We start from the raw sequence: 23,613 nt of genomic DNA on the forward strand, positions 1-23,613 counted from the left end.
AGCGCGGCGCGGCGAGGGCCCGCACACCAGAGAAGCGGGGCATCCAGTGACGCCCCAGGGAATCGAGGTCCGACACCGGAAGGCGTGCGAGTCGCTCGCCGGCAAGCGTTGCTCGTGCAGACCGACCTACCGCGCCCGGGTGTGGAGCCCCGCGGACGGTCGCGAGATCCTGCGGTCCTTCCCGACACTCGCCGCCGCGCGTTCATGGCGCGCCGAGGCCACGACCGCCGTACGACGCGGGTCGCTCGCCGCGGGGCGCTCGATCAGCGTGCGCGAGGCGGCCGACGCGCTCATCGCCGGCATGCGCGACGGGTCCGTGCGCAACCGCTCGGGCGACCCCTACAAGCCGAGCGTCGTCCGCGCGTACCGTCGTTCGCTCGACGGGCACGTGCTGTCGGACCTCGGTGCCATGCGACTGACCACAGTCCGTCGGGCCGACGTGCAGAGGTTGTGCGACCGGATGGTCGCCGACGGCCTCTCCCCCTCGACCGTCCGCAACGCGATCCTGCCGCTGCGGGTCATCTACCGGCGGGCCCTCCGCTCAGGCGACGTACCCGTCAGCCCGCTCGATCACCTCGACCTGCCCGCGGTGCGCGGGACGCGCGAGAGGGTCGCCTCGCCCGGCGAGGCGCTCGCGCTCGTCGCCGCGCTGCAGGAGCGGGATCGTCCGATCTGGGCGACCGCGCTCTACGCCGGGCTCCGCCTCGGCGAGATGAAGGCCCTCCGCGTCGGCGACATCGACCTGGAGCGGGGCATCATCTCCGTCGAGCGCTCGTGGGACCCGGTGGAGGGTGTCGTCGAGACCAAGAGTCGCAGCGGCCGGCGGCGTGTCCCGATCGTGGACGAACTGCGCGCGCATCTGGCCGAGCACCTGCTGCGGACCGGTCGACGCGATGGGCTCGTCTTCGGGCGGGACGCTGCTCGCCCCTTCGCCTACGAGTCGGTCCTGAAGCGGGCGAGGCGCGCGTGGGCCGAAGCCGGCCTCGACCCCATCGGCCTCCACGAGTGCCGCCACACCTTCGCCTCGATCTGCATCGCGGCGGGGGTGAACGCGCGCGGACTCATGGCCTATCTGGGCCACGCGTCGATCCAGATGACCTTCGATCGCTACGGGCACCTCATGCCGGGCAACGAGAGCGAGGCCGCCGCGCTGCTGAACGCGTACCTCCGGCGGGCCGCGGGATCCTCGGGAACGCCGGGGGCATCGTGATCTCGGCGCGGATCTGCGGGAGAGAGATGGGAGAGTGCGCCGCTCTCCTCAGCGGTTCTGAGCGGTCCCATGCGGTTGGAGGCCCGGGTCTCCCTAGTAGAGAAACGACCTGCTCAGAGCGGCAATCGGAGTGGAGCAGCGGAGGGGGTGGGATTCGAACCCACGGTCCGGTCTGCACCGGACAACGGTTTTCAAGACCGCCGCATTCGACCGCTCTGCCACCCCTCCCGGGCCCGGCCCCCGGGACGATAGCCGCGGCCCGCGCGCCCGCCGCCCGGGTGACGGCCGCCGCGGCGATGTGGTTCCCTGGCGGGCGACGTCACGACGCCCCGACCGAGGAGGGCACATGGCACCGTCGAGCCCCTCCGGCGACCCGCCGGCATCCGAGCTCATCGACCGCCGAATCGCCGAGCTGGGCGACTGGCGCGGCGAGACGCTGCGCAGGGTGCGCGAGCTGATCAGGCGGGCCGACCCCGAGGTGGTGGAGGAGTGGAAGTGGCGGGGCACGCCCACCTGGTCGCACGACGGGATCGTCTGCACCGGCGAGTCGTACCGGGACAAGGTGAAGCTCACGTTCGCGAAGGGCGCGGCGCTCGACGACCCGGCGGGGCTCTTCAACGCGAGCCTCGACGGCAACGTGCGCAGGGCGATCGACATCGGCGAGGGCGACGAACTCGACGCCGCGGCGTTCACGGAGCTGATCCGCGCCGCGGTCGCGCTCAACGCCGCCGGCCGGGCGGGGCGCGGCCGGGGCTGACCCCGGTCAGGGCCTGCGGCCCGCCGCCATGAAGGAGGTCATCGCCACGAGCAGCCGCCCCGCGTCGCCCGCCCGGCGCACCTCGGCGAGCCAGGCGGCGGCCGCCTCGGCGGTGACCCTGCCCTCCTCGGCCGCGGCCCGCGCCGCGGCGGCGAGGTCGAACAGCCGGTCGGCCCGGGCCGCGTCGCCGGTCGCGACGAGGGCGCGCGCCGCCACCTCCACGTCGGCCAGGCCGGCGTCGAGCAGCAGCCGCCGCAGGGCGCGGCCCACGCGGCCCTGCCGGAACCGCTCCGCCGCGGCCGCGGCGACCGCGTGGCCGGTCGCGGCGTCGCCGGCGTCGACGACGAGCGTGTGCCAGTCCGGCTCCACCAGCACCACGCGGCCGGCCGGCCGCACGACGCGGGCCATCTCGGCGACCGCCCGCGCCGGCTCGGCGAGGTGGAGCAGCGTGCGCTCGGCGCGGCAGCCGTCGACGGCGGCGTCGGGCAGGTCGAGCGCCTGGGCGTCGCCCGTCGCGAACCGGGCGCCGGCCACGCCCGCGGCGGCGGCGCGCCGGCGGGCCTCGGCCACCATCGCCGCGCTCGCGTCGACGCCCAGCGCGGACCCGTCCGGGCCGCACAGCCGCGCCAGGGCCAGCACGTCGTCGCCGGTGCCGCACCCCACGTCCAGCAGCCGGGCGCCCGGGCGCGGATCGAGGAGCGCGAAGGAGCGCTCCTTCCAGCGCGCGACCGCGCCGAGCCCGCGCACGTCGTCGAGGTAGCCGGCGTACGCGGCGGGCGATGCGGCGGCGTCGACGTCCGTGAAGCCGCCGAGGTCCGGGGGGCCGTCCACCGCCCCACGCTACCCCAGGCCGGGCGGGCCGCTACCATACGGCCCGCCTCGGGAGAGGTGGCCGAGTGGCTGAAGGCAACCGCCTGCTAAGCGGTTAATCGGGGTCAACCTGATTCGAGGGTTCGAATCCCTCCCTCTCCGTCGCCGCGCGCCGCGGGCCGGGCCCGTCCCGGCCCCGCGGCGGGGCGGCCGACCCTGGTAACCTCCCGGGTCGCGCGCCAGTAGCTCAGTCGGATAGAGCGTCGGTCTACGAAACCGAAGGTCACAGGTTCGAATCCTGTCTGGCGCATGAGCGAGACCCCGCCCGCGAGCGGGGTCTCGTCGTTTCGCGGCCGGTTCCGTGCGACGGGCCGGATGCGCGGCGGGGCGCCGGACGCCCGATCGCGCCCCCGTCTCGCCGGGCCTCGCCCCGAGGTCGTCGAGCACGAGGTCCGCCGCCTGGACGCCGAACCGAGCACCCCGGTGGTCCACCGTGCCGGCGATGGTCCGGTTCAGGCAGCGGGCGGGCCCGGCGGGCGCCCGGCGGGTAATCTCCGGAATCATCTGAGTGATTCCCGGATTTCGGAGGCCCCATGGCGCGTAGCTGCACCACGCTCGATCTCTCCGCCCTCGAGGCGACCCGGTCCGCCGTGGCCGAGGACCCCGCCAGCGGGCGCGGCTCCTGGACGACGGTGACCACCTGGGAGGACGGCGCCCGGGCGCGCACGGTCGCCCGCTCGTTCACCATCCAGACCGACGAGCCGGCGCCGCTCGGCGGGACCGACGAGCACGTCGACCCGATGGAGCTGCTCCTCGCGTCGGTCGGGACGTGCCTGACGATCGGCTGGGTCACGCAGGCGGCCAAGCGCGGCGTCGACTTCCGCGATCTGCGCATCGACGTCGACGGCGACTTCGACCTGCGCGGCTACCTCGGCCTGGACGACGACGTGCGGCCGGGCTTCACGAACCTAAGCTACACGGTGCGGGTCGACTCCGACGCCACCCCCGAGCAGCTCGAGGAGATCCGCGTCGCCGCCGAGCGGACCTCGCCGATGTTCGACAACGTGCTCAACGCGTCGCCGATCACGGGCCAGGTGAACCCCGCCTGACCGATCGGGCCGGGCGCACGGCGACGGCCCCGCCTCGGCGGGGCCGTCGCCGTCCCGGGGCCCGCCCGCTCATCCGACCGGGGCGCCGGCCGCCCGCGGCTGGGCGGCGAGCGTCGCCGTCACGGTGAGGGGCTCGTCCCCGCGCGTCACCCGCAGCGCGATGCGGTCGCCGGGGTGGGCGTCGGCGATCGCCGCGACCAGGGCCGCGCTGCCGGTGATCGGCCGGCCGTCCACCGCGGTGACCACGTCGCCGGCGCGCAGGCCCGCGTCGGCCGCCGGGCCGCCGCCCGCCACGTCGCCGATGAGGGCGCCGGCGGGGTCGGACGAGTCGCTGGTGCTGATGCCGAGGTACGCGTGGCGGACCTCCCGCCCCGCCTTCAGCGCGTCGAGGTCGCCGGCGACCACGTCGATCGGCACCGCGAAGCCCACGCCGGCGCTCTGCCGGGCCTGGCCGGTCGCGATCTGGTCGGAGATGCCGACGACGCGCCCGGCCGCGTCGAGGACCGGCCCGCCGGAGTTGCCCGGGTTGAGCGCGGCGTCGGTCTGGATCGCGTGCGCGATCGTGAAGCCGTTGGCCGCCTCGATCGTGCGATCGAGCCCCGAGACCACGCCGGTGCTGAGGCTGGCCTCGTAGCCGAACGGGCTGCCGATCACCACGAGCTCGTCGCCCACCTCGAGCGCGGCGGACGAGCCGAGCTCGAGCGGGTGCAGCTCGAGGCCCGCCGGATCGATGCGCAGGACGGCGACGTCCGTGGCGTCGTCGGTGCCCAGCACGGTGGCGGCCCGGCTGGTGCCGTCGGAGAACCGGACCGTCACCTCGTCGGCGCCGTCCACCACGTGGGCCGCGGTCAGGATGTGGCCCTGCCCGTCGATGACGAAGCCCGAGCCGCCCGAGGCGACCTCGCCCCCGCCCTGCCCGAACGGCCCGGGCGCGGCCGCGCCCGGGCTCGTGACCGCGATGTCGACGACCCCGGGCGCGGCGTCCGCGTAGACGGCGCCGGCGTCGAGCGCGCCCGCGGCGGTGCGGCCGGCAGCCGTCGTGGCGGCGGCCGGCACCCGCTCGATGATCGTCGTGGTGCCGCCGCCGTCGAGGGCGCCGGCGGCCGCGAGGGCGCCGGCCCCCACGCCGCCGCCGAGGATCGCCGAGCCCGCCAGGAGCAGGGCGAGCGCGCGGCGCCCCGGCCCGCCGCGCTGCGGCGCCTCGTGGGCGGGGGAGGGGCCGGCGATCGGCGGCAGGGTGGTCGACATGGGCGCGCTCCGTCTCGGTGGGCCGTGTCCCGAGTGTGCGGTGCCGCCCTCGCGGAACCGTGGGAGCCGCCTGTGAGTCGCCTGAGCGCCCCGGGCGCGGGCGGCCGGACGCGCCGCCCGTCGGCGGTGTCCCGGCCGTCCGGCGCCGCCCGATCGGCGATTCCGGCGGTTCCGGGGCGTCGGAGGCCACGGCGACGGGAACGTGACGCCATCCGACCGACCGACCGAGAGGAGCGGACATGTACATCGGAGGCGGCGTGCTGCTGCTGATCCTGATCGTGGTGCTGCTGATCATCCTGCTCTGATGCCGCACCGCCGGCGCGGCGCCCGAGCGGCGCCGCGCGCCGGCGGGGTACGGTCGGGCGACACGGCGGACGCGAGAGGGGGCGCCTTGCAGCTCGACGGCATCCACCACATCACCTGCATCACGCGGGACGCCCCGCGCAACGTGGACTTCTACGCGCGCGTGCTGGGGCTGCGCATGGTGAAGAAGACGGTCAACCAGGACGACCCGCGCGCCTACCACCTCTTCTACGCCGACGAGGCGGGCTCGCCCGGCGCGGACATCACCTTCTTCGAGTGGCCCGACCTGCCGCCGGGCCGCGCCGGGGCGGGGATGGTCGCCGCGATCGTGCACCGGGTCGCGTCGGAGGACGCGCTGGCGTTCTGGGAGGAGCGGCTGACCCGCGAGGGCGCGCCGGTGGAGCGCTCGCCCGGGCGGCTGCGCTTCGCGAACCCCGAGGGCCTCGCCCACGAGCTCGCGGTGGTCGAGACGGCCGACCCGCCCCTGGTGGCGCGGTCGGCCGAGGTGCCCGAGGAGCACGCCATCCAGGGGTTCGACTCCGTGCGCGCGCTGGTCGCCGACGTCGCCCACAGCGAGGCGATGGTGCGCCAGGTGCTGGGCTTCACGCCCGCGGGCGAGCGCACCTGGGAGTCGCGCGGCGAGCACCGCGGCTCGCGCATCACCTTCGAGCGGGCCGCCGAGTGGGGCGTCCAGGGCGGCGGCACCGTGCACCACATCGCGTGGTCGGCGGCGCGCGCCGACCTCGACGGCTGGCGCGAGCGGATCATGGCCGTCGGCGGGCGCCCCACGCCGGTGATCGACCGGTTCTGGTTCGAGTCGGTCTACTTCCGGGAGCCGAGCGGCATCCTCTACGAGCTCGCCACCCGCGACGGGGCCGGCTTCGCCGCCGACGAGCCGGCCGAGCGCCTGGGCGAGCGGCTCACCCTGCCGCCCGACTTCGAGCACCTGCGGGACGAGCTCGAGCGCGAGCTGACGCCGCTGCCGGACGTGCGCCGCTGGCGCCCCGGGGCGCCGGCGGCCCCGTAGGCCGGCCGCGCTCGGCGGTTCTGCGGGTTCGGGGCGCGCCCGGCTTGCCGCGGCGGCGCGCGCGCCAGTAGCCTCCCGCCGCGCCAACGCCGGGCGCGGTGGTCCCGGCGGCGCCGACGTGAGGATGCGGTTGGCCTACCCCGAGCAGATCGGCGCGATCCTGCGCGGACGCCTGGACGAGTCGTCCGGGCGGCGCGTCTACGCCCTCGCGGGCGAGGTCGACGTCTCGGTCGCCCCCGGCCTGCGCGAGCGGCTGCTCGAGGTGGCCGGCGAGGGCCCCGCCGAGCTCGTCCTCGACCTGTCGGCGGTCGAGTTCCTCGACTCCTCGGGCGTGCGGGCCCTGGTCCAGGTGCAGGGCGCGCTCGCCGCGGCCGGCGGGCGCCTGGTGCTGCGGGCGATCCCGCGGGCGGCGATGCGCGTGCTGGAGATGGCGGCGGTGATCGACCGGTTCGACGTGGAGCCCGCCGCGGGCGCCTGACCGTCGCCGCGGACCCGGCGGGCGTGATCGCCGGGTCGATCGCGGGTACGCGGCCGGCGATCCGATGGCGGGGACCCGCCGGAGAGGAGCCAGGTCACGTGCCGGCCGAGATCCTGCTGGAGCGCCGCCTCCCGCCGCTGCCGACGGCGCCCGCCGAAGCGCGCCGCTGCCTGCGCGAGCGGCTGCGTGGCGCGCTGCCGGAGGGCCGGCTCGACGACGTGCTGCTGGTGGCGTCCGAGCTCGTGGCGAACAGCGTGATGCACGCGGGGCTCGGCCCGGGCGACGCCGTGCGCCTGCGGCTGCGGCGCGTCGCCGAGGGCGTGCGCGTCGAGGTGAGCGACGCGGGCGGCGGCTACCGGCCGGACCGCGGCGGAGGGGCCGGCGGGCGCGGTCTGGGGCTCGTCGCCGGTCTCAGCTCCTGCTGGGGGCTGCGCAGCGACGGCGGGACGGCGGTCTGGGCCGAGCTGCCGGCCGCCTGAGGCGGCCCCCCCCGTCCTCAGGGGCGGGCGGCCTGGGGGGCGACGTCCGCGTCCCACACCGCGGGCGCCGCGCCGAGGTCCGGCAGGCCCACGGGGCACCGGCCGCGGTAGAGGCGCCAGCGCGCGCGGCCGTCGGCCGTCCACCGCTCGCGGCGGAGGCTGAGCGGGCCGATGCGGAGCATCGCGATCGTGCCCATCGCGGTCGCGCGGCGGCGGCGGAAGGCCCGGTAGACGCCCCGGTTGGCGACGTCGACGCCGCCGAGGATGCGGGTGACGCCCTCCTCCGCGAGCGCCGCGCTGCCCTCGAAGCCGATCTGGCCGAGCAGGCGCCGGCCGCGGACGGTCGGGGTGACGTCGAAGTCGTAGCCCCAGGCGTCGCGGGGGCCGAGCAGGAACTCCACGCCCTCCTCGTCCCAGGCGTGGAAGCGGTACCAGGCGTACGCCAGCAGCGCGCCGGCGCCGTCGAGGCAGAGCCGCGCCCGGTCGCCCACCGCCATGCGGGCCTCGACCTCCGCCGCGGTGAGGCCGAACGCCGTCAGCAGCGCGACGTCCTCGGGCCCCGCCCACCGGTAGCGCAGGTCGTCGACCGGCGCGTCGGGGTCGATCGGGTACTCCATCACCGTGAACCACTCCACCCGCCCGACCCGCTCGGGCAGCAGGCGGGCCAGGGTGATGTAGGCGATCACCCTGCCGCCCACCTCGCGGTGCAGGCGCCGCATCGTCCTGACGCGGCGGCGCGCGGCGTCGGCGACGGGTGCGAGCGCGGGGTGGAGACGGGTCGGCACACCGGGTAGTAGACGCGACCGGGCGCCGCCCGCCACCCCTCGTTCGTGCTGTCCGGGTGGATAGTTCACAGGTTCCGGCGCGCCCGGCCCTAGTCGCCCGGGGAGCCCGCGCCCGCGGCGCACAGCCCGCTCAGCTCCCGGTCGGAGGTCAGCGTCGCCCAGAGCGTCTCGAGCTGCGGCCGGGTCAGCCGCCGCTCCGCCGCGGCGATGGCGTCCTCGAGCTCCTCCCCGGACCACGCGCCGGCGGCGAGCTGCTCCTTCGCGCGCTGGCGCAGCCGGTGGGCGGCCATCCTGCCCAGCTCGTCCTCCCACGCATCGAGCGGAAGCGTCACGGTCCCTCCTCCCACGTTGCTCACGAGGCCCCTCATCGGCCGGCCGGGCGGGCACTGAAGGGCCGGGGACCGGGGACGGGCGCGCGCGGACACCGGGCCCGGCGGCCCGGGGGCCGCGCGCGTGCGAACCTGGGGCCGTGCCGCGCGCCCGTCGCCTCATCGCCGCCCTCCTCGTGGCCGCCGCGGCGGCCCTCGCCGGCGCGTGCGGCGACGGCGGCGCGTCGGCCGCCGCCACGGCCGGGCCCGCGGCGACGGACCGCTTCGACGCGGGGCGGGCCTGGGCCGACCTGCGCCGGCAGGTGGCGATGGGCCCCCGGCCGGCCGGCTCGCCCGCCTCGCGCCGCCTGGCCGCATACCTGCGCGCGCGGCTGCCGCGGGGCCGGTTCGAGGCCGTGCCGGGCGGCCTGCGCAACGTCGTGGGGGCGCTGCCCGGGCGCGGCCGGCCGATCCTCGTCGGCGCCCACTACGACACGAAGGACCTCCCCGGCTTCGTGGGGGCCAACGACGGCGCCGGCGGCGTGGCGGTGGTGCTGGAGGTGGCGCGCGCGCTGCGCACCGGCCAGCGCGCGTGCCAGCGGCCCATCCGCTTCGTGATGTTCGACGGCGAGGAGAGCTCGCGCGGCTCGACCGACTTCCTGCGCGACGGGATGCGCGGCAGCCGCTTCCACGCGGCCACCGCGCGGCCGCTGCCGCTCGTGGCGGTGATCGTCGACTTCGTCGCCGACCGCGACCTGTCGATCCCGCGCGAGGCCACCTCGGACCCGCGCGTCTGGGCGCGCCTGCGGCGCGCGGCGGCGGCGGTCGGCGCAGCCCGGGTCTTCCAGGGCGGCACGGGCGCCGCGGTGTACGACGACCACACGCCGTTCCTCGAGGCGGGCGTGCCGGCCATCGACCTGATCGACTTCGACTACCCGCACTTCCACCGGCGCAGCGACGACCTGCGCGCCGTCTCGCCGCGCAGCCTCGACGCCGTGGGGGAGACGCTCGTCGAGCTGCTGCGGCGCATGCGCGCCGACGGCTGCCGGGCGCGCTGACGGCCGCGCGGGGCGCGGGCGCCCGGCGCGCTCAGGCGGCGCGGGCGGGCGCCGGCGGCCGCGAGGCGCCGGCGGGGCGCCGCCGCCGCCCGGTCACCTCGACGCCGGCGCGGCCGCACCAGCAGACGTACGCCACCCGGATGCCCTCCCCGGTGGCGCGCATGGAGATGATCTGCCGCGGGCCGATGAGCGTGCGGCCGCAGTCGGGGCAATGGACGTCGAGCATCGCGGGTGGTCCTCCTGTCGCCGGTCCCCTCGCGCGGGGAACGCCGCCGCCGCCGCGTGGGTGAGGGTCCAATCGAGGTCGATTGGACCGCGAAGCGGCGCGTGGGGCGGGATTGGACCCATGTCACACCCCGGCACGCTTGCCATCAAGAGCCTTTACCGGGATATTGGTCTGCGTGAAGGTGGACGCCACCCGGCTCGCAACCCTCATCGGCTCGTGGGCCGCGGGATCCGGCCCCCTGTACGAGCGGCTCGCCGCGGCCGTGGCCGGGGCGATCGACCGCGGCGAGCTGCCGCCCGGCGCCGTGCTGCCGACCGAGCGCGAGCTGGCGGCGCGCATGGCGGTCAGCCGCACGACGGTGGTGGGCGCCTACGGGCTGCTGAAGGCGCGCGGTCGCCTCGGGAGCCGCCAGGGCAGGGGCACATGGGTGGCCGGTCCGCCGCCGGGGCGCCCCCCGGCCGAGCGCTCGTTCTCGGCGGAGCTCTACGCCGGCATCCTCGGCGGGCCGACCGACCTGATCGAGCTGACGGCCGCCTGCCCGCCGGCCACCTCGCTCGTGCGCCGGGGCATGGCCGGGCTGCCGCCGGAGCGCCTCGTCGACAGCGTGGCGGGCACCGGCTACCTGCCCGCCGGGCTGCCGGCGCTGCGCGAGGCGATCGCCGCCCACATGACCGCGACGGGCCTGCCGACGGCGCCCGACGAGGTGCTGGTGACCACCGGCGCGCAGCAGGCGATCGGGCTCGCGGCGACCCTCCTCGGGGCGGCCGGCGAGACGGTGCTCATGGAGGAGGCCACCTTCCCCGGCGCCCTCGACGTCGTGCGCGGCGCCGGCATGCGGCCGGTGGCGGTCGCGCTCGACGCCGAGGGCGTCGTGCCGGAGGCGCTGCAGGACCTGCTCGAGCGGGTGCGGCCGGCGTTCGTCTACCTCGTGCCGGCCAACCAGAATCCGACCGGCTCCGTGCTGCCCGCGGCGCGGGCGCGCGAGGTGGCCGAGCTGTCGGCGCGCTACCGGGTGCCGGTGGTCGAGGACCTGGCGCTGGAGCACCTGCGCCTGGACGAGCGCCCGCGCCCGGCGCCGATCCTCGCCGCCGGGCCGGACGCCGCCTCGATGGTGATCGGGTCGCTGTCGAAGGTGCTGTGGGGCGGGCTGCGGGTGGGCTGGATCCGCGCCGCGAGGCCCACGGTCGAGCGGCTGATGCGGCTGAAGATCGTCGCCGACATGGGCAGCCCGGTGCTGGCGCAGGCGCTCGCCGCCGAGCTCGTGCCGCGCTTCGGCGAGGCCGTGGCCGAGCGGCTGGCGTTCCTGCGCGAGCGCCACGCCGCGCTGACCGGCGCGCTGGCCGAGCACCTGCCGTCGTGGACCTGGGAGGAGCCGCGCGGCGGCTGCACGCTGTGGGTGCGCATCCCCTCGGGCGACGCGCGCGGGCTGGGGCAGGTGGCCCAGCGTTGCGGCGTCAACCTGGTGCCCGGGCAGGTGCTCTCGGTGGAGGGCCGCCACGCCGACCGGCTGCGGCTGCCGTTCGTGCACGAGCCCGAGGTCATCGCCGAGGCCGTGCGCCGGCTGGCCGTCGCGTGGGAGATCCACGCCGGCTCCCCGGCGCCGGCGCGGGAGCCCGCAGGGCTGATCGTCTGAGCCGGCCGGCTGGGAGCGAGCGCGCGGCGGACCGCGCGATCGTCCGCCAGGCGCTGGCCATCGCGGTGGCGGTCGGCGCCTTCGGGCTCTCCTTCGGCGTGCTCGCCGCCGAGGCGGGCCTCGGCCTGCCGGAGGCCGCGGCCCTGTCCTCGCTCGTCTTCGCGGGCTCGACCCAGCTCGCGGCGGTCGGCGTGATCGCCGAGGGCGGCACCGCCGCCGCGGCGGTCCTGAGCGGCCTGCTGCTGGCCGCGCGCAGCGTGGCGTTCGGCGTCGCGCTGGCGCCGGTGCTGCGCGGCCCCCTGCGCACCCGCCTGCTGGCCTCGCACCTGCTCATCGACGAGTCGGCCGCCCTGGCCGCCGCCCAGCGCGGGCGGCGCGAGGCGCGGCGGGCCTTCGCCGCGGCCGGCGTGGCGGTGTTCCTGCTCTGGAACGCGGGCACGGTGCTCGGCTGGCTGCTCACCGACGCGATCGATGTCGCCACGGTCGGCCTGGACGCGGCGATCCCGGCGGCCTTCGTGGCGCTGCTCGCGCCGCGGCTCGAGCGGCCGGCCGCCCGCGCGGCGGCGCTCGCCGGGGCCGCGATCGCGCTCGCGCTCACGCCGATCACCGCGGCCGGCGTGCCGATCCTGCTGGCCTCGCTCGGCGCCCTTGCGGGGCTCGCGGCCGAGCGGCGGGCGCGGCGGGCCGCCCGGTGAGCTGGACGGCGATCCTCGCGCTGGCGGCCGGCACCTACGCGCTGAAGGCGGCCGGGCCGCTGCTGCTGGGCGGGCGCGAGCTGCCGGGCCTCGTGGCCCGCGTCGCCGACCTGCTGCCGGCGGCGCTGCTCGCGGCGCTCGTCGCGACGCAGGGCCTCACCGCCGACGGCGATTTGACGGTGGACGCGCGGGCCGCGGGGGTCGCCGCCGCGCTCGTCGTGGCCTGGCGGCGCGGCTCGTTCCTGCTCATCGTGGCCGTGGCGATGGCCGTCACCGCGCTCGTGCGCGCCCTCGCCTGAGCGGCCGCTCCGGGGACGCCCGCGACCCCGGCCGCGCTGGCCTCGTACACCGTAAGGGCATTAGGCTCGCCCGGACCGGGCCGGACCCTCCACGACGGGGCCCGCCGACCGTGTGAAAGGGGCGCATATGAGACGACGGCGCACGATGGCGTCACTCCTGATGATCGGGGCCCTCGGCCTCGGGGGCGGCCTGGTGGCCGGCTGCGGCGACGACGACGAGGGCGGCGGCGACGTCGGCGCGCTGAAGGTCGGCGTGCTCGTGCCGCTGACCGGCGACCTCGCCGCGTTCGGCGGCCCCGGCTCGGACGCGGCCAACCTGGCCGCCGCGCAGGTCAACGCCGCCGCCGGCGACACCGGGCTCGACCTGACGCTGATCACCGAGGACACCAAGACCGACGCGCAGGGCGCCCAGGAGGCGGCGACGAAGCTCGTCGAGAGCGACGGCGTCTCGGCGATCGCCGGTCCGTGGGCCTCGCCCGAGCTCATCCCGACGGCCGAGAACGTGACGATCGCGGCCGGCGTGCCGGTCGTGACCCCGTCGGCGACCGGCCCGGACATCACCGACCTGGACGACGACGGGCTCGTGTTCCGCACGGTGCCCTCGGACAGCCTGCAGGGCAAGGTGCTCGCGACCGTGGTCGCGGACGCCCTCGGCGCGGACGCCACCGTCGTGACCGCCAACCGCAACGACACCTACGGCACGCGCCTGGTGGAGGAGTTCACGAAGGCCTTCGAGGAGGCCGGCGGCACTGTGGCGCGCAACGTCGCCTACAACCCCGAGGCCGCGAGCCTCAACTCCGAGGCGAGCCAGATCGTCCAGGGCGACCCCGACGGCTGGGTGATCATCGACTACCCGGAGACCTGGTCGAAGATGGGGCCGGCGCTCGTGCGCACGGGCAGCTGGGACCCGGCGAAGACCTTCACCGCCGACGGCCTGCGCTCCAGCGACCTGCCCGAGTCGGCCGGCCGCCAGACCACCGAGGGGATGCGCGGCACCACGCCGACCGCCCTCGAGGGCCCCGCGGAGCCCGCGTTCGACGCCCTCTGGAAGCAGGAGATCGGCAAGCCGCGGCAGACATACGACGCCCAGAACTTCGACGCGGTGATCCTCATCGCGCTGGCGGCGGCGGCGGCCGGCTCGAGCGATCCCGGCGACATCGCCGCGAAGCTCGGCGACGTCTCGGCGGCCCCGGGCACCAAGTACACGTTCGAGCAGCTCGACGAGGCCCTCGCGGCCGCGGCTGACGGCGAGGACATCGACTACGAGGGCGCCTCCGGCCCGATCGACCTGGACGAGAACGGCGACCCGGTCGCCGCGAACTACGCGACCTGGTCGTACACCGGCGGCAAGCTCGTGGACGACACGGACAACGTCATCCCGGTGACGCCCGAGGACTAGGGACGGGCCGGTGCGCGGCGCCTACGAGGGCGCCGCGCGCTCCCGGGGGGGCGGCTCGGGCCGCCCCCCCGAGGTCGTCCCGCCGAGGTAGAGCTCGGCCACCTGGGGGTCGGTGAGCAGCGCGTCGCCGGCGCCCTCGAAGCGGTTCTGGCCGCCCTCCAGCACGTAGCCCCGGTCGGCCAGCGCGAGCGCCCGGCGGGCGTTCTGCTCGATCATCACGATCGTGACGCCGGCCTCGTTGATCTCGGCCACGGTGTCGAAGACCTCGCCGACCGCGCGCGGCGCGAGGCCCGCCGACGGCTCGTCGAGCAGCAGCACCGACGGGTCCGGCATCAGGGCGCGGGCCATCGCCAGCATCTGGCGCTCGCCGCCCGAGAGCGTCCCGGCCCGCTGGCGTCGGCGCTCCCGCAGGCGGGGGAACAGGGTCATCATGCGGTCCATCCGCTCGCGGATCGACCCGCGGTCGAGGATCCCGCCCACCTCGAGGTTCTCCTGCACCGACAGCGAGCCGAACACGTTGGCGACCTGCGGCACGTAGCTCATGCCGCGGGCGGTCACCTCGTGGGGCGCCGCGCTCGTGATGTCGTGGCCACGCAGGGTGACCGTGCCCTCGCGCACGCGCACCAGGCCGAAGATGGCCTTCGCGAGCGTCGACTTGCCGGCGCCGTTGGGCCCGATCACCACCACGACCTCGCCGTCGGAGGCGGTGAGCGAGCAGCCGCGCAGGATGTCGGCCTCCTCCACGTAGCCGCCCACGAGGCCGCTGGCCACCAGCACCGGCTCGCCGGGGGCGGTCGTCGGGTCGCTCACGCGTGGGTGGGCTCGGCGCCCAGGTAGGCGTCGATGACGCGGGGGTCGGTGCGGACGTGGTCGGGGGTGCCGCGCGAGATGACGGCCCCCTCGGCCATCACGATGACGTCGTCGGAGGCGCCCATGACCGTCTCCATGTCGTGCTCGACGAACAGGATCGTGAGGCCGCGCTCCGCGCGCAGGCGCCCGAGGTAGTCGAGCAGGCGGCGCCCGAGCGTCGGGTTGACGCCGGCCATGGGCTCGTCGAGCAGCACGAGCCGCGGGCGCGTCATCAGCGCGCGGGCCAGCTCGAGCAGCTTCTTCTGCCCGCCCGAGAGGGTGGCCGCGTACGCGCCGGCGTGGGTCGCGATGCCGACCTCCTCGAGCAGCTCGAGCGCCTCGGCGCGCACCTCGTCCTCCCGCGTGCGCCACGAGCGCCGGAAGACGGCGCGGTCGAGGCGCGCGCCGGGCTGGTCCGGCGCCGCGAGCATCACGTTGTCGAGCACCGTCATCTTCGAGAGCACCTTCGTGAGCTGGAAGGTGCGCACCAGCCCCAGGCGCGCGATCCGGTCCGGGCGCTCGCGGAAGATGTCGTGGCCGGCGAAGCGCACCACGCCGGAGTCGGCCCGGATGAACCCGGTCAGCAGGTTGAAGACGGTCGTCTTGCCGGCGCCGTTGGGGCCGATGAGCGCCGTCATCGAGCCCTGCCCCACGTCGAAGGTGGCGCCGTCGACCGCCTGCAGCCCGCCGAAGCGCACGCGCAGGTCGCGCACCTCGAGGAGCGGCCCGTCGCCCGCGGCCGCCGGGGGCTCAGGCGTCGAGATGGAGCTCCTCCTTCTTGCCGAAGATGCCCTGCGGCCGGAAGGCCATCATGCCCATGATGATGAGGCCCACGGCCACGAAGCGCAGCGCGGCGACCTTGTCGGCGTCGAGCGGGAAGTCGATGAAGCGGGTGCCCGAGACGATGAACGAGATCACGATCGAGCCCAGCACCACGCCGAAGTAGCTCCCGATGCCGCCCAGGATGAGGATCGCGAAGCCGACGAAGGTGAAGATGGGCTCGAAGTTCTCCGGGAAGAGGGTCGTCGAGAACAGCGTGTAGAAGACGCCCGCCAGGCCCGCGATCGCGCTGCCGAGGGCCAGCGACTGCAGCTTGTAGGAGAGCACCGGCGTGCCTGAGGCGGCGGCGGCGTCCTCGTCCTCGCGCACCGCGCGCAGCCGCCGGCGCCACGGCGTGCGCCCCAGGCGCACGAGCAGCAGGCCCACGAGCACGGCCACCAGCCACACGAGCACGAGCAGCGGCACGCGCCGGTCGAGCTCAAGGCCGAGCCCGTCGAACCAGTCGAGCACGTCGTTGTTGACGTCGCGCCAGGGCCCGCTGGCGCCGCGCAGCCCCTGGGTGCCCCCGGTCGTGTCCTGTTCGTTCTGGATGGTGATGCGCAGGATCTCGCCCGCGGCGATGGTGGTGATCGCGAAGTAGTCGGCGCGCAGGCGCAGCGTCGGGATGCCGAGCAGCAGCCCCGCGGCCGCCGAGGCGAGGAGCGCGACCGGGATCGCCAGCCAGATGCCGACGTCGTTGGTCAGCATGAGGCCCATCGCGTAGGCGCCGATCGCCATGAAGGCGACGTGGCCGAAGTTGATGAGGCCCGTGTCGCCGACCTCGATCTGCAGGCCCAGCACGAAGATCGCGTAGATCCCCGCGAACGTGAGGACGTACGACCAGAAGCCGAAGGCCAGCAGCGGGTCCATCGCCGCCTACACCGTCCGCGCCTGGCCGAGGATCCCCTGGGGCCGCACCAGCAGGACGAGGATCAGCACGAGGAAGCCGATCGCCTCCTTGTACGTCGGCCGGATCAGCATCGTCGACCACTCCTGCGCGAGGCCCAGGACGATGCCCCCGAGGAGGGCCCCGTACGCGTTGCCGATCCCGCCGAGCACCACCGCCGCGAAGATCGACAGCAGCAGGAACCAGCCCGTGTTGGGCGTCAGCGTGGTGTAGACGGCCGCCAGCACGCCCGCGAGGCCGGCCAGGCTGCCGGCCAGCAGCCAGGTGTAGGCCACCACCCGCCGCGTGTTCACCCCCGAGACCTCGGCCAGGTCGAACGAGTCCGACAGCGCCCGCATCGACTTGCCGATCAGCGTGGTGCGCAGCATGAGCGCGACCGCGATCAGGACGACGCCCGCGGTGACGATCACGATCACCTGGATGCGCGTGATGATCACGTCGCCGAATGGGTTCCACGACTGGAACTGGTCGACGTCCAGCGTGCGGGTGGCGCCGGTCCACTGGAACAGGATCAGGTTGCGCAGCACGAACGCGAGGCCGATCGAGAGCAGCAGCAGCTGCATCACCCCGGCGCCCTTGCGGCGCATGGGCGCCCACACCGAGTACTCCAGCACGAGCCCCAGCGCGGCCACCGCGGCGACGGCGGCGAGCACCGCCACGGCGAGCGGCATGCCGGCGCTGACGTTGACGGCGAAGGCCACGAAGCCGCCGAGCGTCATGAAGTCGCCGTGGGCGAAGTTGACCAGCTTGAGGATCCCGTACACCAGCGACAGGCCGATCGCGCCGAGGGCGTAGATCGCCCCGCTCGACAGGCCGTTGATGGTCGTGTTCAGGAACTCCTGCACGCGCCCCCCGCCGTCCGGATGGTGGGAGAGGCTACCCGCGGGGGCGCGCGACCGCACCTGGGGCGCGTCGTCTAGTCTCACGGCGGCATGGACCTCCACCTCGCCGTGGCCTCCAAGCGGGACTCGCGCCGGTACGACGGCACGCCGGTCCCGCGCGCCGTGGCCGGGCGCATCCTCGACGCCGGCCGCCTCGCGGGCAGCGCGAGCAACCGCCAGCCGTGGCGGTTCGTCGTGGCCCGGGGCGACGCCCTGCCCGCCGTCGCCGAGGCGGTCTACGTGGCCTCGAACGTGCTCGACGCCGGGCTCGTGGTGACGATCCTGACCACGCCCGGCGGCGGCCTGGTCGACTTCGACGCCGGGCGCGCCGCCCAGAACATGATGCTCGCCGCGTGGGCCGAGGGCTTCGTCTCGTGCCCCAACGGCATCGCCGACCGCGAGGCCCTCGACCGTGTGCTCGGCGTGGAGCCGCCCGAGCGCGCCGCCATCGTGCTCTCGTTCGGCCGCGCCCCGCGGCACCGCGACCCGGCCCGCCGCAGCGCCGAGGGGTGGAGCGCGACGGCCCGACGGCTGCCGCTCGACCAGCTGGTGCGGTACGTCGGCTCGGTGGACGGGTGACGCTGGCGCGCAGCGGGCGGCTCGGCGCCCGGGGGCCGGCCGAGGCTACGATCGGGCACGCCGACGCGAGCCTGCTCACCCGACCGACCGACCCGGACTTCATCCACAGCGACCCGTGGCGGGCCCTGCGGATCCTGGGCGAGTTCGTCGACGGGTTCGACGCGCTGGCCCGCGTCGGCCCCGCGGTGTCGGTGTTCGGCTCGGCGCGCACGGTCCCCGACGCCCCGCACTACGCGCTGGCCCACGAGGTGGGCCGCATCCTCGCCGAGCGCGGCTACGCGGTCATCACGGGCGGCGGCCCGGGGATCATGGAGGCCGCGAACCGGGGCGCCAGCGAGGCCGGCGGCCTGTCGGTGGGGTGCACGATCGAGCTGCCGCACGAGCAGGCGGTCAACGACTGGGTCAACCTGGCGATCGCCTTCCGCTACTTCTTCGTGCGCAAGACGATGTTCGTGAAGTACTCGGAGGCGTACATCGTCTTCCCGGGCGGCTTCGGCACCATGGACGAGCTGTTCGAGGCGCTGACGCTCATCCAGACCGGCAAGGCGCTGAGCTTCCCCGTGGTCCTGTGCGGGAGCGCCCACTGGGCCGGCCTGGTGCGCTGGATCCAGGCCCGCATGATGGAGGAGGGCCTGATCAACCGGGCCGACATGGACCTGATCCAGATGTCGGACGACCCCGAGCAGATCGTCGACCTGGCGATCGGCCCGCCGGCGGCCGAGGGCACCTAGCCGCTCAGAAGAGGCGCGGCTGCCGCCGCGCCCGGGCCGCGCGGCGGGCGAAGCGGTCCCGCCAGCCCCGCGACAGCGCCGCGACCGCGGCGCCCCGCTCCAGGTCCTCGGCCGTCGCCGAGTCGAGCAGCAGCAGCGCGACGTCGCGGACCGACATCGAGCCGGCGGCGGGCCGCTCGCGCACCATCGCGTCGCCCGCGGCGATCCCGCCCTCGCGCAGCACCCGCAGGTAGAAGCCCACCCGGCCGCTGCCCAGGAAGGGCCCCATGAAGCCCGGCCGCTCCAGGCGCATCTCGAGCTTGAAGCACGGCATGCGCGGCTGGCTGATCTCGAACAGGGCGTCGCCGGCCCGCAGGACGTCGCCGATGGCGAGCTCGTCCTCGAGCAGGCCCTCGACGGTGAGGTTCTCGCCGAAGCACCCCGGCCCGAGGTCGTCGCGGCCGAGCTCCGCCGCCCAGTGGGCGTAGTGCTCGACGGGGTAGGCGTACACGGCCTTGTCCGGCCCCCCGTGGATGCGCGGGTCGGCCTGGCCGTCGCCCGCGAGGCCGTGCCGTCGCGCGCGCACGCGCCCCTCGACGGGCGCCTTGACGATCCCCGAGCGCGCCGTGCGGCCGCCGGAGGTCAGCGGGGCGGGCATCCCGACGTTGACGGAGCGGATGCGCACGCCACCAGGGTACCGGCGCCTGCGTACGCTGACCGCGATGACCCGCGTCTTCCCGCGCGACGAGCACTTCATGCGGATGGCCCTGCGCGAGGCCGCCGAGGCGTCCGCCCACGGCGACGTGCCGGTGGGGTGCGTGGTGGTGCGCGACGGCGAGGTCGTCGGCGCCGCGCACAACGAGCGGGAGGCCCGGGGCGACCCGACGGCCCACGCGGAGATCCTGGCGCTGCGCGCGGCGGCGCACACGCTGGGCGGGTGGCGCCTGCTGCGCGCGGTGCTCTACGTCACCCTGGAGCCCTGCCCGATGTGCGCCGGGGCGATCCAGCAGGCGCGCGTCGCCCGGGTCGTCTACGGTGCCCCCGACCACAAGGTGGGCGCGGCGGGCTCGGTGGTCAACCCGCTCCAGGATCCGCGGCTGCTGCACAGGGTCGAGGTCCAGGGCGGGGTGCTCGCCCGGGACGCGCTGGCGCTGCTGCGCGCGTTCTTCGATGATCGCCGTTAGGAGTCTGTGAAGGCGCCGGAATCGGCCGGCACGGGCTCTCGTGCCCCTGCGGGGGACGCCGAAGGGATTACCATCGCGCCCGCCCGAGCAACGACCGAGGAGATGCAGCACGGTGAGTAGCCTGGCACCCACGCCCCGACGCACGATCCTGGGGCTCGCAATCGCCGGGGCGGCGAGCGCCGCCCTGGTGGTCCCCGCGACCGGCGTCGCAGGCGTCGCGGCCGTCCAGGACGACGTCCTGGCCGTCGCGCCCCTGGCCCAGATCCCGGAGCGCGTCGAGATGGTCAAGCAGACCCGGGCCAAGGTGACGCGCGTCGACATCCTCTGGCACCTCGTCGCCCCCACCGCGCCCGCCACGCCCCGCGACCCGGCCGACCCGGCCTACGACTGGTCGCGGCTCGACGCCATCTTCACCGGCCTCGCCGCCGTGAACGTCACACCGATCGTCAGCACGTACAGCACCCCGGAGTGGGCGGTGCTGGGCAAGCGCACCAAGCACGGCACCGAGTACAACCCCAACGCGCCGCGCCCCGCCGCCTACGGCGACTTCCTGCGCGCGGTGGCCACCCGGTACAGCGGCAGCTACGTGCCGGCCGGCGCCGTCGCGCCGCTGCCGCGCATCCGCCACTTCGAGGTCTGGAACGAGCCCAACCTCAAGGCGTTCTTCAGCCACAACGGCAAGGCGAACGTCACCACGTACAAGAAGCTCGTGCGGACGGCGTACACGAACATCAAGGCCGTCAACAAGCGCTCGATCGTGATCGCCGGCGTGGGCGGCCCGCGCAGCTCCACCGGCGGCGGCAACGTGGGCGCCAAGGTCTGGATGAACAAGCTGGTCAACGACAAGCGCCTGAAGTTCGACGCCTACTCGCAGCACATCTACCCCTCGCAGGGGCCGAAGTTCCGCTCGAGATCGTACGACCGGGCGTTCCCGACCTGGAACAGCCTCGACGAGATCTACAAGACGCTCGACAAGAAGCGCAAGGGCATGAAGCTCTACGTCACCGAGGCGGGCTACACGACGGCGAAGACGCCGTTCCGCACGACCAAGGTGGTCTCGTTCGCCCGGCAGCGCCAGTTCCTGAACCAGCTCTTCAACCTCAAGCAGGTCAAGAGCCCGCGCCTCGCCGCGGTCGTCTGGTTCAACCTGCAGGACAACGAGCACTGGCCGGCCGGCCTCATCCGGGCCGACGGCAGGAAGAAGCCGAGCTACGCGGCCTTCCAGAAGTTCGCCCGCCGGCCGATCCCGGCCGCGCTGCGCGCCGAGCTGCGTCGCTGATCACGGCCCGGGAGGGCGCGCCCGCCGTGGCGCGCCCTCCCGGGGCCGATCGTCGCCGGGGGCCTGGCGGAACGCCCGCGTCCACCCCGTCGCTCCGCTGACGGCCAAGTGGACCCCGGGGCTCCGGCCAAGTGGACCCCGGGGCTCCGCCCGAGTGGACCCCGGGGCTCCGCCCAAGTGGACCCCGGGGCTCCGCCCAAGTGGACCCCGGGGCTCCGCCCAAGTGGACCCCGGGGCTCCGCCCGAGTGGACCCCGCGGCTCCGCCCGAGTGGACCCCGGGGCTCCGCCCAAGTGGACCCCGTCGCTCCGCTGACGGCCAAGTGGACCCCGGGGCTCCGCCCAAGTGGACCCCCGCGACGGCGGCCCTCTCAAGGGCGGTCGATGCGCAGCTCCTCGAGGGGCATGCGGCCGAGGGGGATGGCCGGCCGGGCGCCCGGTGGCCGGGGGGCGGGTGGCGCGGGACGGCCGACCGCGAGGGCGGTGCGCGCGGTCCACGGCGGCGTCAGGCGCAGCAGCTCGGCGGCCCGGCGCACGTTCGCGGCGGGGAAGAGGGTGACCGGGCAGGTGCCGAGGTTGAGCGCGTGGGCGGCAAGCATCAGGTTCTGGGCCAGGCGGCCGGCGTCGAACTCGGCGTCGGCGCCGCCGCCGTCGCGGTCGATCGCGATCGCGAGCGCGAGGGGTGCGGCGGCGAGCGGCCCCGCGTACGCGCCCAGGCGGCTCAGCGCGGCCCGCAGCGCCGGGTCCCGCACCACGACCACGCGCCACGGCTGGCGGTTGCGCGCGGAGCCGGTCCAGCGGGCGGCCGCGAGGATGCGCGTCACGGCCTCCTCGGGCACCGGCTCGCCGGTGAAGGCGCGGGTCGCGCGCAGCGACGCGAGCGCCCGCAGCGCGCTGGCGGCGGCCTTCGTCACGGCTGGAGCCTACGCCCGGGCCATCCATCGCCTGCAGCCGATCGATGACGCCGGCCGGCCGGACGGGCCCCAGCTGTGGCTAGCCTGCGTGCCGGGTCCGGCGGCAGCCGGCGTAGGGAACGGCGACGGGGAGGGGAGCAGTGCGACGTCCGACCGTGATCGCGGCGGCGCTCGTGGCGCTGGCCGGCGGCGTGGCCGCCGGTTGCGGGGGCGACGACGGCGCGTCGGAGGCGGCGAGCGCGGCGACGACGACGGCCGCCGCCAGCTCCACGACGGCCGGCGGGCCGGCCGGCGGCGCGGCCGCGGGCGCCGCGGTGCGCGACCTGAAGGCCGACCTGGCCGCCGTGGTCGCCGACATGCGCGCCCGGCCCTTCGGACGGGGCGAGGCCCGCCTCGCGGCGCTCGACGAGCGGCTGGCCGCGATCTCGGCCGGCATCGCCGCGCTCGAGGCCGACGCCGGCGCGCCGGGCGCGCCGGATGCATCGGTGATCGCGAACCTGCGCGAGGCCGAGGGTCACCTGCGCCGCTACATCGCGCAGGGCCGGGCGGGCGAGGAGATCGCGATGCAGCTGTCGGTGTACCGCTACCTCTGGGCCCTCAACCGGCTGCCGGCCAGCCTGTCGGACCTCTACGGCGCCTGAGGCCCGCCGACGAGGGCGACCCCCGGGACGTCCTCGGCGAACTCGGCCACGAGCACCCGCACCGTCTCCACGAAGTCGCGGATGAACGGGCGCTCGTCGTCCGAGCGGACCGCGACCGACAGCACCTCCGGCGCGAGGTCGGTCGTGCCGACGTAGCCCATCGGCGCGAGCGGGAACGAGCGCACTGCCGAGGGGTTGCCCGTGGTGAGCAGCCCGAGGTAGGCGATGGCGTTGACCGCGTCCTGCGTGCCGCAGACGCTGCCGCCGACGTTGGGCCGCTCGCCGCCGCGCAGCTCGCCGCCGTGCCAGTGCGCGCACGTGCGCGGCTGCTGGGGCACGAGCTCGACGAACGGCTCGTCGAGGAACTCGGTGGCCGACAGCCCCTCGGCCCCGGCCGCCGGGTGGCCCTCCGGCACGAGGATGCCGCGCTCCTCGGTGGCGACCGGGTGCACCGACAGGCGGTCGTCCTCGATCGGCGAGCGCAGCAGCGCGACGTCGAAGCGGCCGTCGATGATCGCCTGGGCGTCGCCGATGGCCTCGCGCACCAGCAGCGACGCGCCCGGGTGGCGGGCGCGCAGGCCGCCGAGGATGGGCCGGGTGAGCTCGGCGAAGCCCTGGCCCTCGATGCCGACGCGCAGCATCTCGCCGGCCGAGGCGAGGTCGGGGACGATCGCGGTGCGCACGGCCTCCAGGCTGTCGAGCACCTCGCGGGCGATGGGCAGCAGCCCGGCGCCCGCCTCGGTCAGGCCGACCCGCCGCGAGGTGCGCTCGAAGAGCACCACGTCGAGCTTGGCCTCGAGGCGCCGGATGGTCTCGGAGAGCGACGACTGTGCGGTGCCGAGGCGCCGCGCCGCGCGCCCGAAGTGCAGCTCCTCGGCGAGCAGCACGAACGCGCGGAACTCCTTGGGCGTGGGCCGCTGCCCGACCGGCCGTCGCGGCTTGCCGAGCGCCTTGCCCTCTCTGTCGAAGCGCCCCTCCAACGCCTCCACACCCCCTGTCGGTCCAGGCATGCAACAGGAGTCACGAAG

General features: G+C 75.9%; 28 protein-coding genes and 3 tRNA genes. 18 read left to right on the forward strand and 13 right to left on the reverse strand.

The window, feature by feature from the left end:
- Positions 1-139: 139 nt before the first annotated feature.
- Entirely contained in the window at positions 140-1,210 is a 1,071-nt protein-coding gene (locus ITJ85_RS02575; RefSeq protein WP_217914796.1) for a tyrosine-type recombinase/integrase, read from the forward strand.
- A 139-nt stretch (positions 1,211-1,349) separates the two neighbouring features.
- Here ITJ85_RS02575 and ITJ85_RS02580 read toward each other — a convergent pair.
- Positions 1,350-1,438: transfer RNA gene (locus tag ITJ85_RS02580), tRNA-Ser, on the reverse strand.
- 118 nt (positions 1,439-1,556) lie between these two features.
- Between ITJ85_RS02580 and ITJ85_RS02585 the strand changes: the two genes are divergently transcribed.
- A complete protein-coding gene (locus ITJ85_RS02585) occupies positions 1,557-1,967 on the forward strand; it encodes a DUF1801 domain-containing protein (protein WP_217914797.1) in 411 nt (136 codons plus the stop codon).
- Positions 1,968-1,973: 6 nt separating this feature from the next.
- On the opposite strand, the gene ITJ85_RS02590 is transcribed toward ITJ85_RS02585, so the two are convergent.
- Positions 1,974-2,798 carry a methyltransferase domain-containing protein gene (locus ITJ85_RS02590; protein ID WP_217914798.1) on the reverse strand — a complete coding sequence of 275 codons (825 nt, stop codon included), beginning with the start codon at positions 2,796-2,798 and terminating at the stop codon, positions 1,974-1,976.
- A 51-nt stretch (positions 2,799-2,849) separates the two neighbouring features.
- On the opposite strand from ITJ85_RS02590, the gene ITJ85_RS02595 reads away from it, so the two are divergent.
- The 3 genes from ITJ85_RS02595 to ITJ85_RS02605 all read left to right on the forward strand — a co-directional run bounded on the left by ITJ85_RS02595 (position 2,850) and on the right by ITJ85_RS02605 (position 3,886).
- Positions 2,850-2,939: transfer RNA gene (locus tag ITJ85_RS02595), tRNA-Ser, on the forward strand.
- 74 nt (positions 2,940-3,013) lie between these two features.
- A tRNA-Arg gene (locus tag ITJ85_RS02600) sits at positions 3,014-3,087 on the forward strand.
- Between the two features lie 283 nt (positions 3,088-3,370).
- The gene (locus ITJ85_RS02605) at positions 3,371-3,886 is read left to right on the forward strand and encodes an OsmC family protein (protein ID WP_217914799.1); all 516 of its coding nucleotides are present in this window, start codon (positions 3,371-3,373) and stop codon (positions 3,884-3,886) included.
- Between the two features lie 69 nt (positions 3,887-3,955).
- On the opposite strand, the gene ITJ85_RS02610 is transcribed toward ITJ85_RS02605, so the two are convergent.
- Positions 3,956-5,134, reverse strand: coding sequence for a S1C family serine protease (locus tag ITJ85_RS02610; protein ID WP_217914800.1), 1,179 nt, complete (start codon positions 5,132-5,134; stop codon positions 3,956-3,958).
- Between the two features lie 391 nt (positions 5,135-5,525).
- Between ITJ85_RS02610 and ITJ85_RS02615 the strand changes: the two genes are divergently transcribed.
- The 3 genes from ITJ85_RS02615 (at position 5,526) to ITJ85_RS02625 (ending at position 7,421) form a co-directional block, all read left to right on the forward strand.
- Positions 5,526-6,464 (forward strand): VOC family protein, encoded by a 939-nt coding sequence (locus ITJ85_RS02615; RefSeq protein ID WP_217914801.1) that lies wholly within the window; start codon positions 5,526-5,528, stop codon positions 6,462-6,464.
- A 130-nt stretch (positions 6,465-6,594) separates the two neighbouring features.
- On the forward strand, positions 6,595-6,942 hold the full coding sequence (locus ITJ85_RS02620) for an STAS domain-containing protein (protein ID WP_217914802.1): 348 nt from the start codon (positions 6,595-6,597) through the stop codon (positions 6,940-6,942).
- Positions 6,943-7,040: 98 nt separating this feature from the next.
- Positions 7,041-7,421: an ATP-binding protein gene (locus ITJ85_RS02625; protein WP_217914803.1), complete on the forward strand. Its 381-nt coding sequence runs from the start codon at positions 7,041-7,043 to the stop codon at positions 7,419-7,421.
- Positions 7,422-7,438: 17 nt separating this feature from the next.
- On the opposite strand, the gene ITJ85_RS02630 is transcribed toward ITJ85_RS02625, so the two are convergent.
- The gene (locus tag ITJ85_RS02630) at positions 7,439-8,206 is read right to left on the reverse strand and encodes a hypothetical protein (protein ID WP_217914804.1); all 768 of its coding nucleotides are present in this window, start codon (positions 8,204-8,206) and stop codon (positions 7,439-7,441) included.
- 89 nt (positions 8,207-8,295) lie between these two features.
- Complete coding sequence (locus tag ITJ85_RS02635; protein WP_217914805.1) at positions 8,296-8,538, reverse strand: hypothetical protein; 243 nt, start codon at positions 8,536-8,538, stop codon at positions 8,296-8,298.
- 137 nt (positions 8,539-8,675) lie between these two features.
- On the opposite strand from ITJ85_RS02635, the gene ITJ85_RS02640 reads away from it, so the two are divergent.
- Positions 8,676-9,572, forward strand: coding sequence for a M28 family metallopeptidase (locus ITJ85_RS02640; protein WP_217914806.1), 897 nt, complete (start codon positions 8,676-8,678; stop codon positions 9,570-9,572).
- A gap of 31 nt (positions 9,573-9,603) precedes the next feature.
- Here ITJ85_RS02640 and ITJ85_RS02645 read toward each other — a convergent pair whose 3' ends face one another.
- Positions 9,604-9,798 carry a hypothetical protein gene (locus tag ITJ85_RS02645; RefSeq protein WP_217914807.1) on the reverse strand — a complete coding sequence of 65 codons (195 nt, stop codon included), beginning with the start codon at positions 9,796-9,798 and terminating at the stop codon, positions 9,604-9,606.
- Positions 9,799-9,973: 175 nt separating this feature from the next.
- On the opposite strand from ITJ85_RS02645, the gene ITJ85_RS02650 reads away from it, so the two are divergent.
- The 4 genes from ITJ85_RS02650 (at position 9,974) to ITJ85_RS02665 (ending at position 13,824) form a co-directional block, all read left to right on the forward strand.
- Positions 9,974-11,431, forward strand: coding sequence for an aminotransferase-like domain-containing protein (locus tag ITJ85_RS02650; RefSeq protein ID WP_217914808.1), 1,458 nt, complete (start codon positions 9,974-9,976; stop codon positions 11,429-11,431).
- 65 nt (positions 11,432-11,496) lie between these two features.
- Positions 11,497-12,126, forward strand: coding sequence for an AzlC family ABC transporter permease (locus ITJ85_RS02655; protein ID WP_217914809.1), 630 nt, complete (start codon positions 11,497-11,499; stop codon positions 12,124-12,126).
- Positions 12,123-12,425, forward strand: a complete 303-nt coding sequence (locus ITJ85_RS02660) for an AzlD domain-containing protein (protein WP_217914810.1) — start codon at positions 12,123-12,125, stop codon at positions 12,423-12,425. Before ITJ85_RS02655 ends, ITJ85_RS02660 begins: the two co-directional genes overlap by 4 nt.
- Positions 12,426-12,570: 145 nt before the next feature.
- On the forward strand, positions 12,571-13,824 hold the full coding sequence (locus ITJ85_RS02665) for an ABC transporter substrate-binding protein (RefSeq protein ID WP_217914811.1): 1,254 nt from the start codon (positions 12,571-12,573) through the stop codon (positions 13,822-13,824).
- Between the two features lie 21 nt (positions 13,825-13,845).
- Here the strand turns inward: ITJ85_RS02665 and ITJ85_RS02670 are convergent, their stop codons facing one another.
- From ITJ85_RS02670 to ITJ85_RS02685, 4 genes are read right to left on the reverse strand one after another with little or no spacing between them, the layout of a single operon-like run.
- Positions 13,846-14,634, reverse strand: coding sequence for an ABC transporter ATP-binding protein (locus tag ITJ85_RS02670; RefSeq protein WP_217914812.1), 789 nt, complete (start codon positions 14,632-14,634; stop codon positions 13,846-13,848).
- Positions 14,631-15,386, reverse strand: coding sequence for an ABC transporter ATP-binding protein (locus tag ITJ85_RS02675; protein ID WP_217914813.1), 756 nt, complete (start codon positions 15,384-15,386; stop codon positions 14,631-14,633). The genes ITJ85_RS02670 and ITJ85_RS02675 overlap by 4 nt, the downstream gene beginning before the upstream one ends.
- 37 nt (positions 15,387-15,423) lie before the next feature.
- A complete protein-coding gene (locus ITJ85_RS02680; RefSeq protein ID WP_217914814.1) occupies positions 15,424-16,362 on the reverse strand; it encodes a branched-chain amino acid ABC transporter permease in 939 nt (312 codons plus the stop codon).
- A 6-nt stretch (positions 16,363-16,368) separates the two neighbouring features.
- A complete protein-coding gene (locus ITJ85_RS02685) occupies positions 16,369-17,244 on the reverse strand; it encodes a branched-chain amino acid ABC transporter permease (RefSeq protein ID WP_217914815.1) in 876 nt (291 codons plus the stop codon).
- 87 nt (positions 17,245-17,331) lie between these two features.
- Between ITJ85_RS02685 and ITJ85_RS02690 the strand changes: the two genes are divergently transcribed.
- Entirely contained in the window at positions 17,332-17,859 is a 528-nt protein-coding gene (locus ITJ85_RS02690) for a nitroreductase family protein (protein WP_217914816.1), read from the forward strand.
- 2 nt (positions 17,860-17,861) lie between these two features.
- The gene (locus ITJ85_RS02695) at positions 17,862-18,590 is read left to right on the forward strand and encodes an LOG family protein (RefSeq protein ID WP_343232992.1); all 729 of its coding nucleotides are present in this window, start codon (positions 17,862-17,864) and stop codon (positions 18,588-18,590) included.
- A 4-nt stretch (positions 18,591-18,594) separates the two neighbouring features.
- Here the strand turns inward: ITJ85_RS02695 and ITJ85_RS02700 are convergent, their stop codons facing one another.
- Positions 18,595-19,254 (reverse strand): MOSC domain-containing protein, encoded by a 660-nt coding sequence (locus tag ITJ85_RS02700; RefSeq protein WP_217914818.1) that lies wholly within the window; start codon positions 19,252-19,254, stop codon positions 18,595-18,597.
- 37 nt (positions 19,255-19,291) lie between these two features.
- On the opposite strand from ITJ85_RS02700, the gene tadA reads away from it, so the two are divergent.
- Positions 19,292-19,753, forward strand: a complete 462-nt coding sequence (gene tadA, locus ITJ85_RS02705) for a tRNA adenosine(34) deaminase TadA (RefSeq protein WP_217914819.1) — start codon at positions 19,292-19,294, stop codon at positions 19,751-19,753.
- A 112-nt stretch (positions 19,754-19,865) separates the two neighbouring features.
- Positions 19,866-21,032 (forward strand): GH39 family glycosyl hydrolase, encoded by a 1,167-nt coding sequence (locus ITJ85_RS02710; RefSeq protein WP_217914820.1) that lies wholly within the window; start codon positions 19,866-19,868, stop codon positions 21,030-21,032.
- A gap of 369 nt (positions 21,033-21,401) precedes the next feature.
- Here ITJ85_RS02710 and ITJ85_RS02715 read toward each other — a convergent pair whose 3' ends face one another.
- Positions 21,402-21,944, reverse strand: a complete 543-nt coding sequence (locus ITJ85_RS02715) for a nitroreductase family protein (protein ID WP_217914821.1) — start codon at positions 21,942-21,944, stop codon at positions 21,402-21,404.
- A gap of 140 nt (positions 21,945-22,084) precedes the next feature.
- On the opposite strand from ITJ85_RS02715, the gene ITJ85_RS02720 reads away from it, so the two are divergent.
- On the forward strand, positions 22,085-22,585 hold the full coding sequence (locus tag ITJ85_RS02720) for a hypothetical protein (protein WP_217914822.1): 501 nt from the start codon (positions 22,085-22,087) through the stop codon (positions 22,583-22,585).
- Here the strand turns inward: ITJ85_RS02720 and ITJ85_RS02725 are convergent.
- The gene (locus tag ITJ85_RS02725) at positions 22,573-23,574 is read right to left on the reverse strand and encodes a LysR family transcriptional regulator (RefSeq protein WP_217914823.1); all 1,002 of its coding nucleotides are present in this window, start codon (positions 23,572-23,574) and stop codon (positions 22,573-22,575) included. The two genes, ITJ85_RS02720 and ITJ85_RS02725, sit on opposite strands and share 13 nt — an antisense overlap.
- Between the last annotated feature and the right edge of the window lie 39 nt (positions 23,575-23,613).

Origin of the sequence: Miltoncostaea marina, assembly GCF_018141525.1 — a bacterium.
Taxonomy (GTDB): domain Bacteria; phylum Actinomycetota; class Thermoleophilia; order Miltoncostaeales; family Miltoncostaeaceae; genus Miltoncostaea; species Miltoncostaea marina.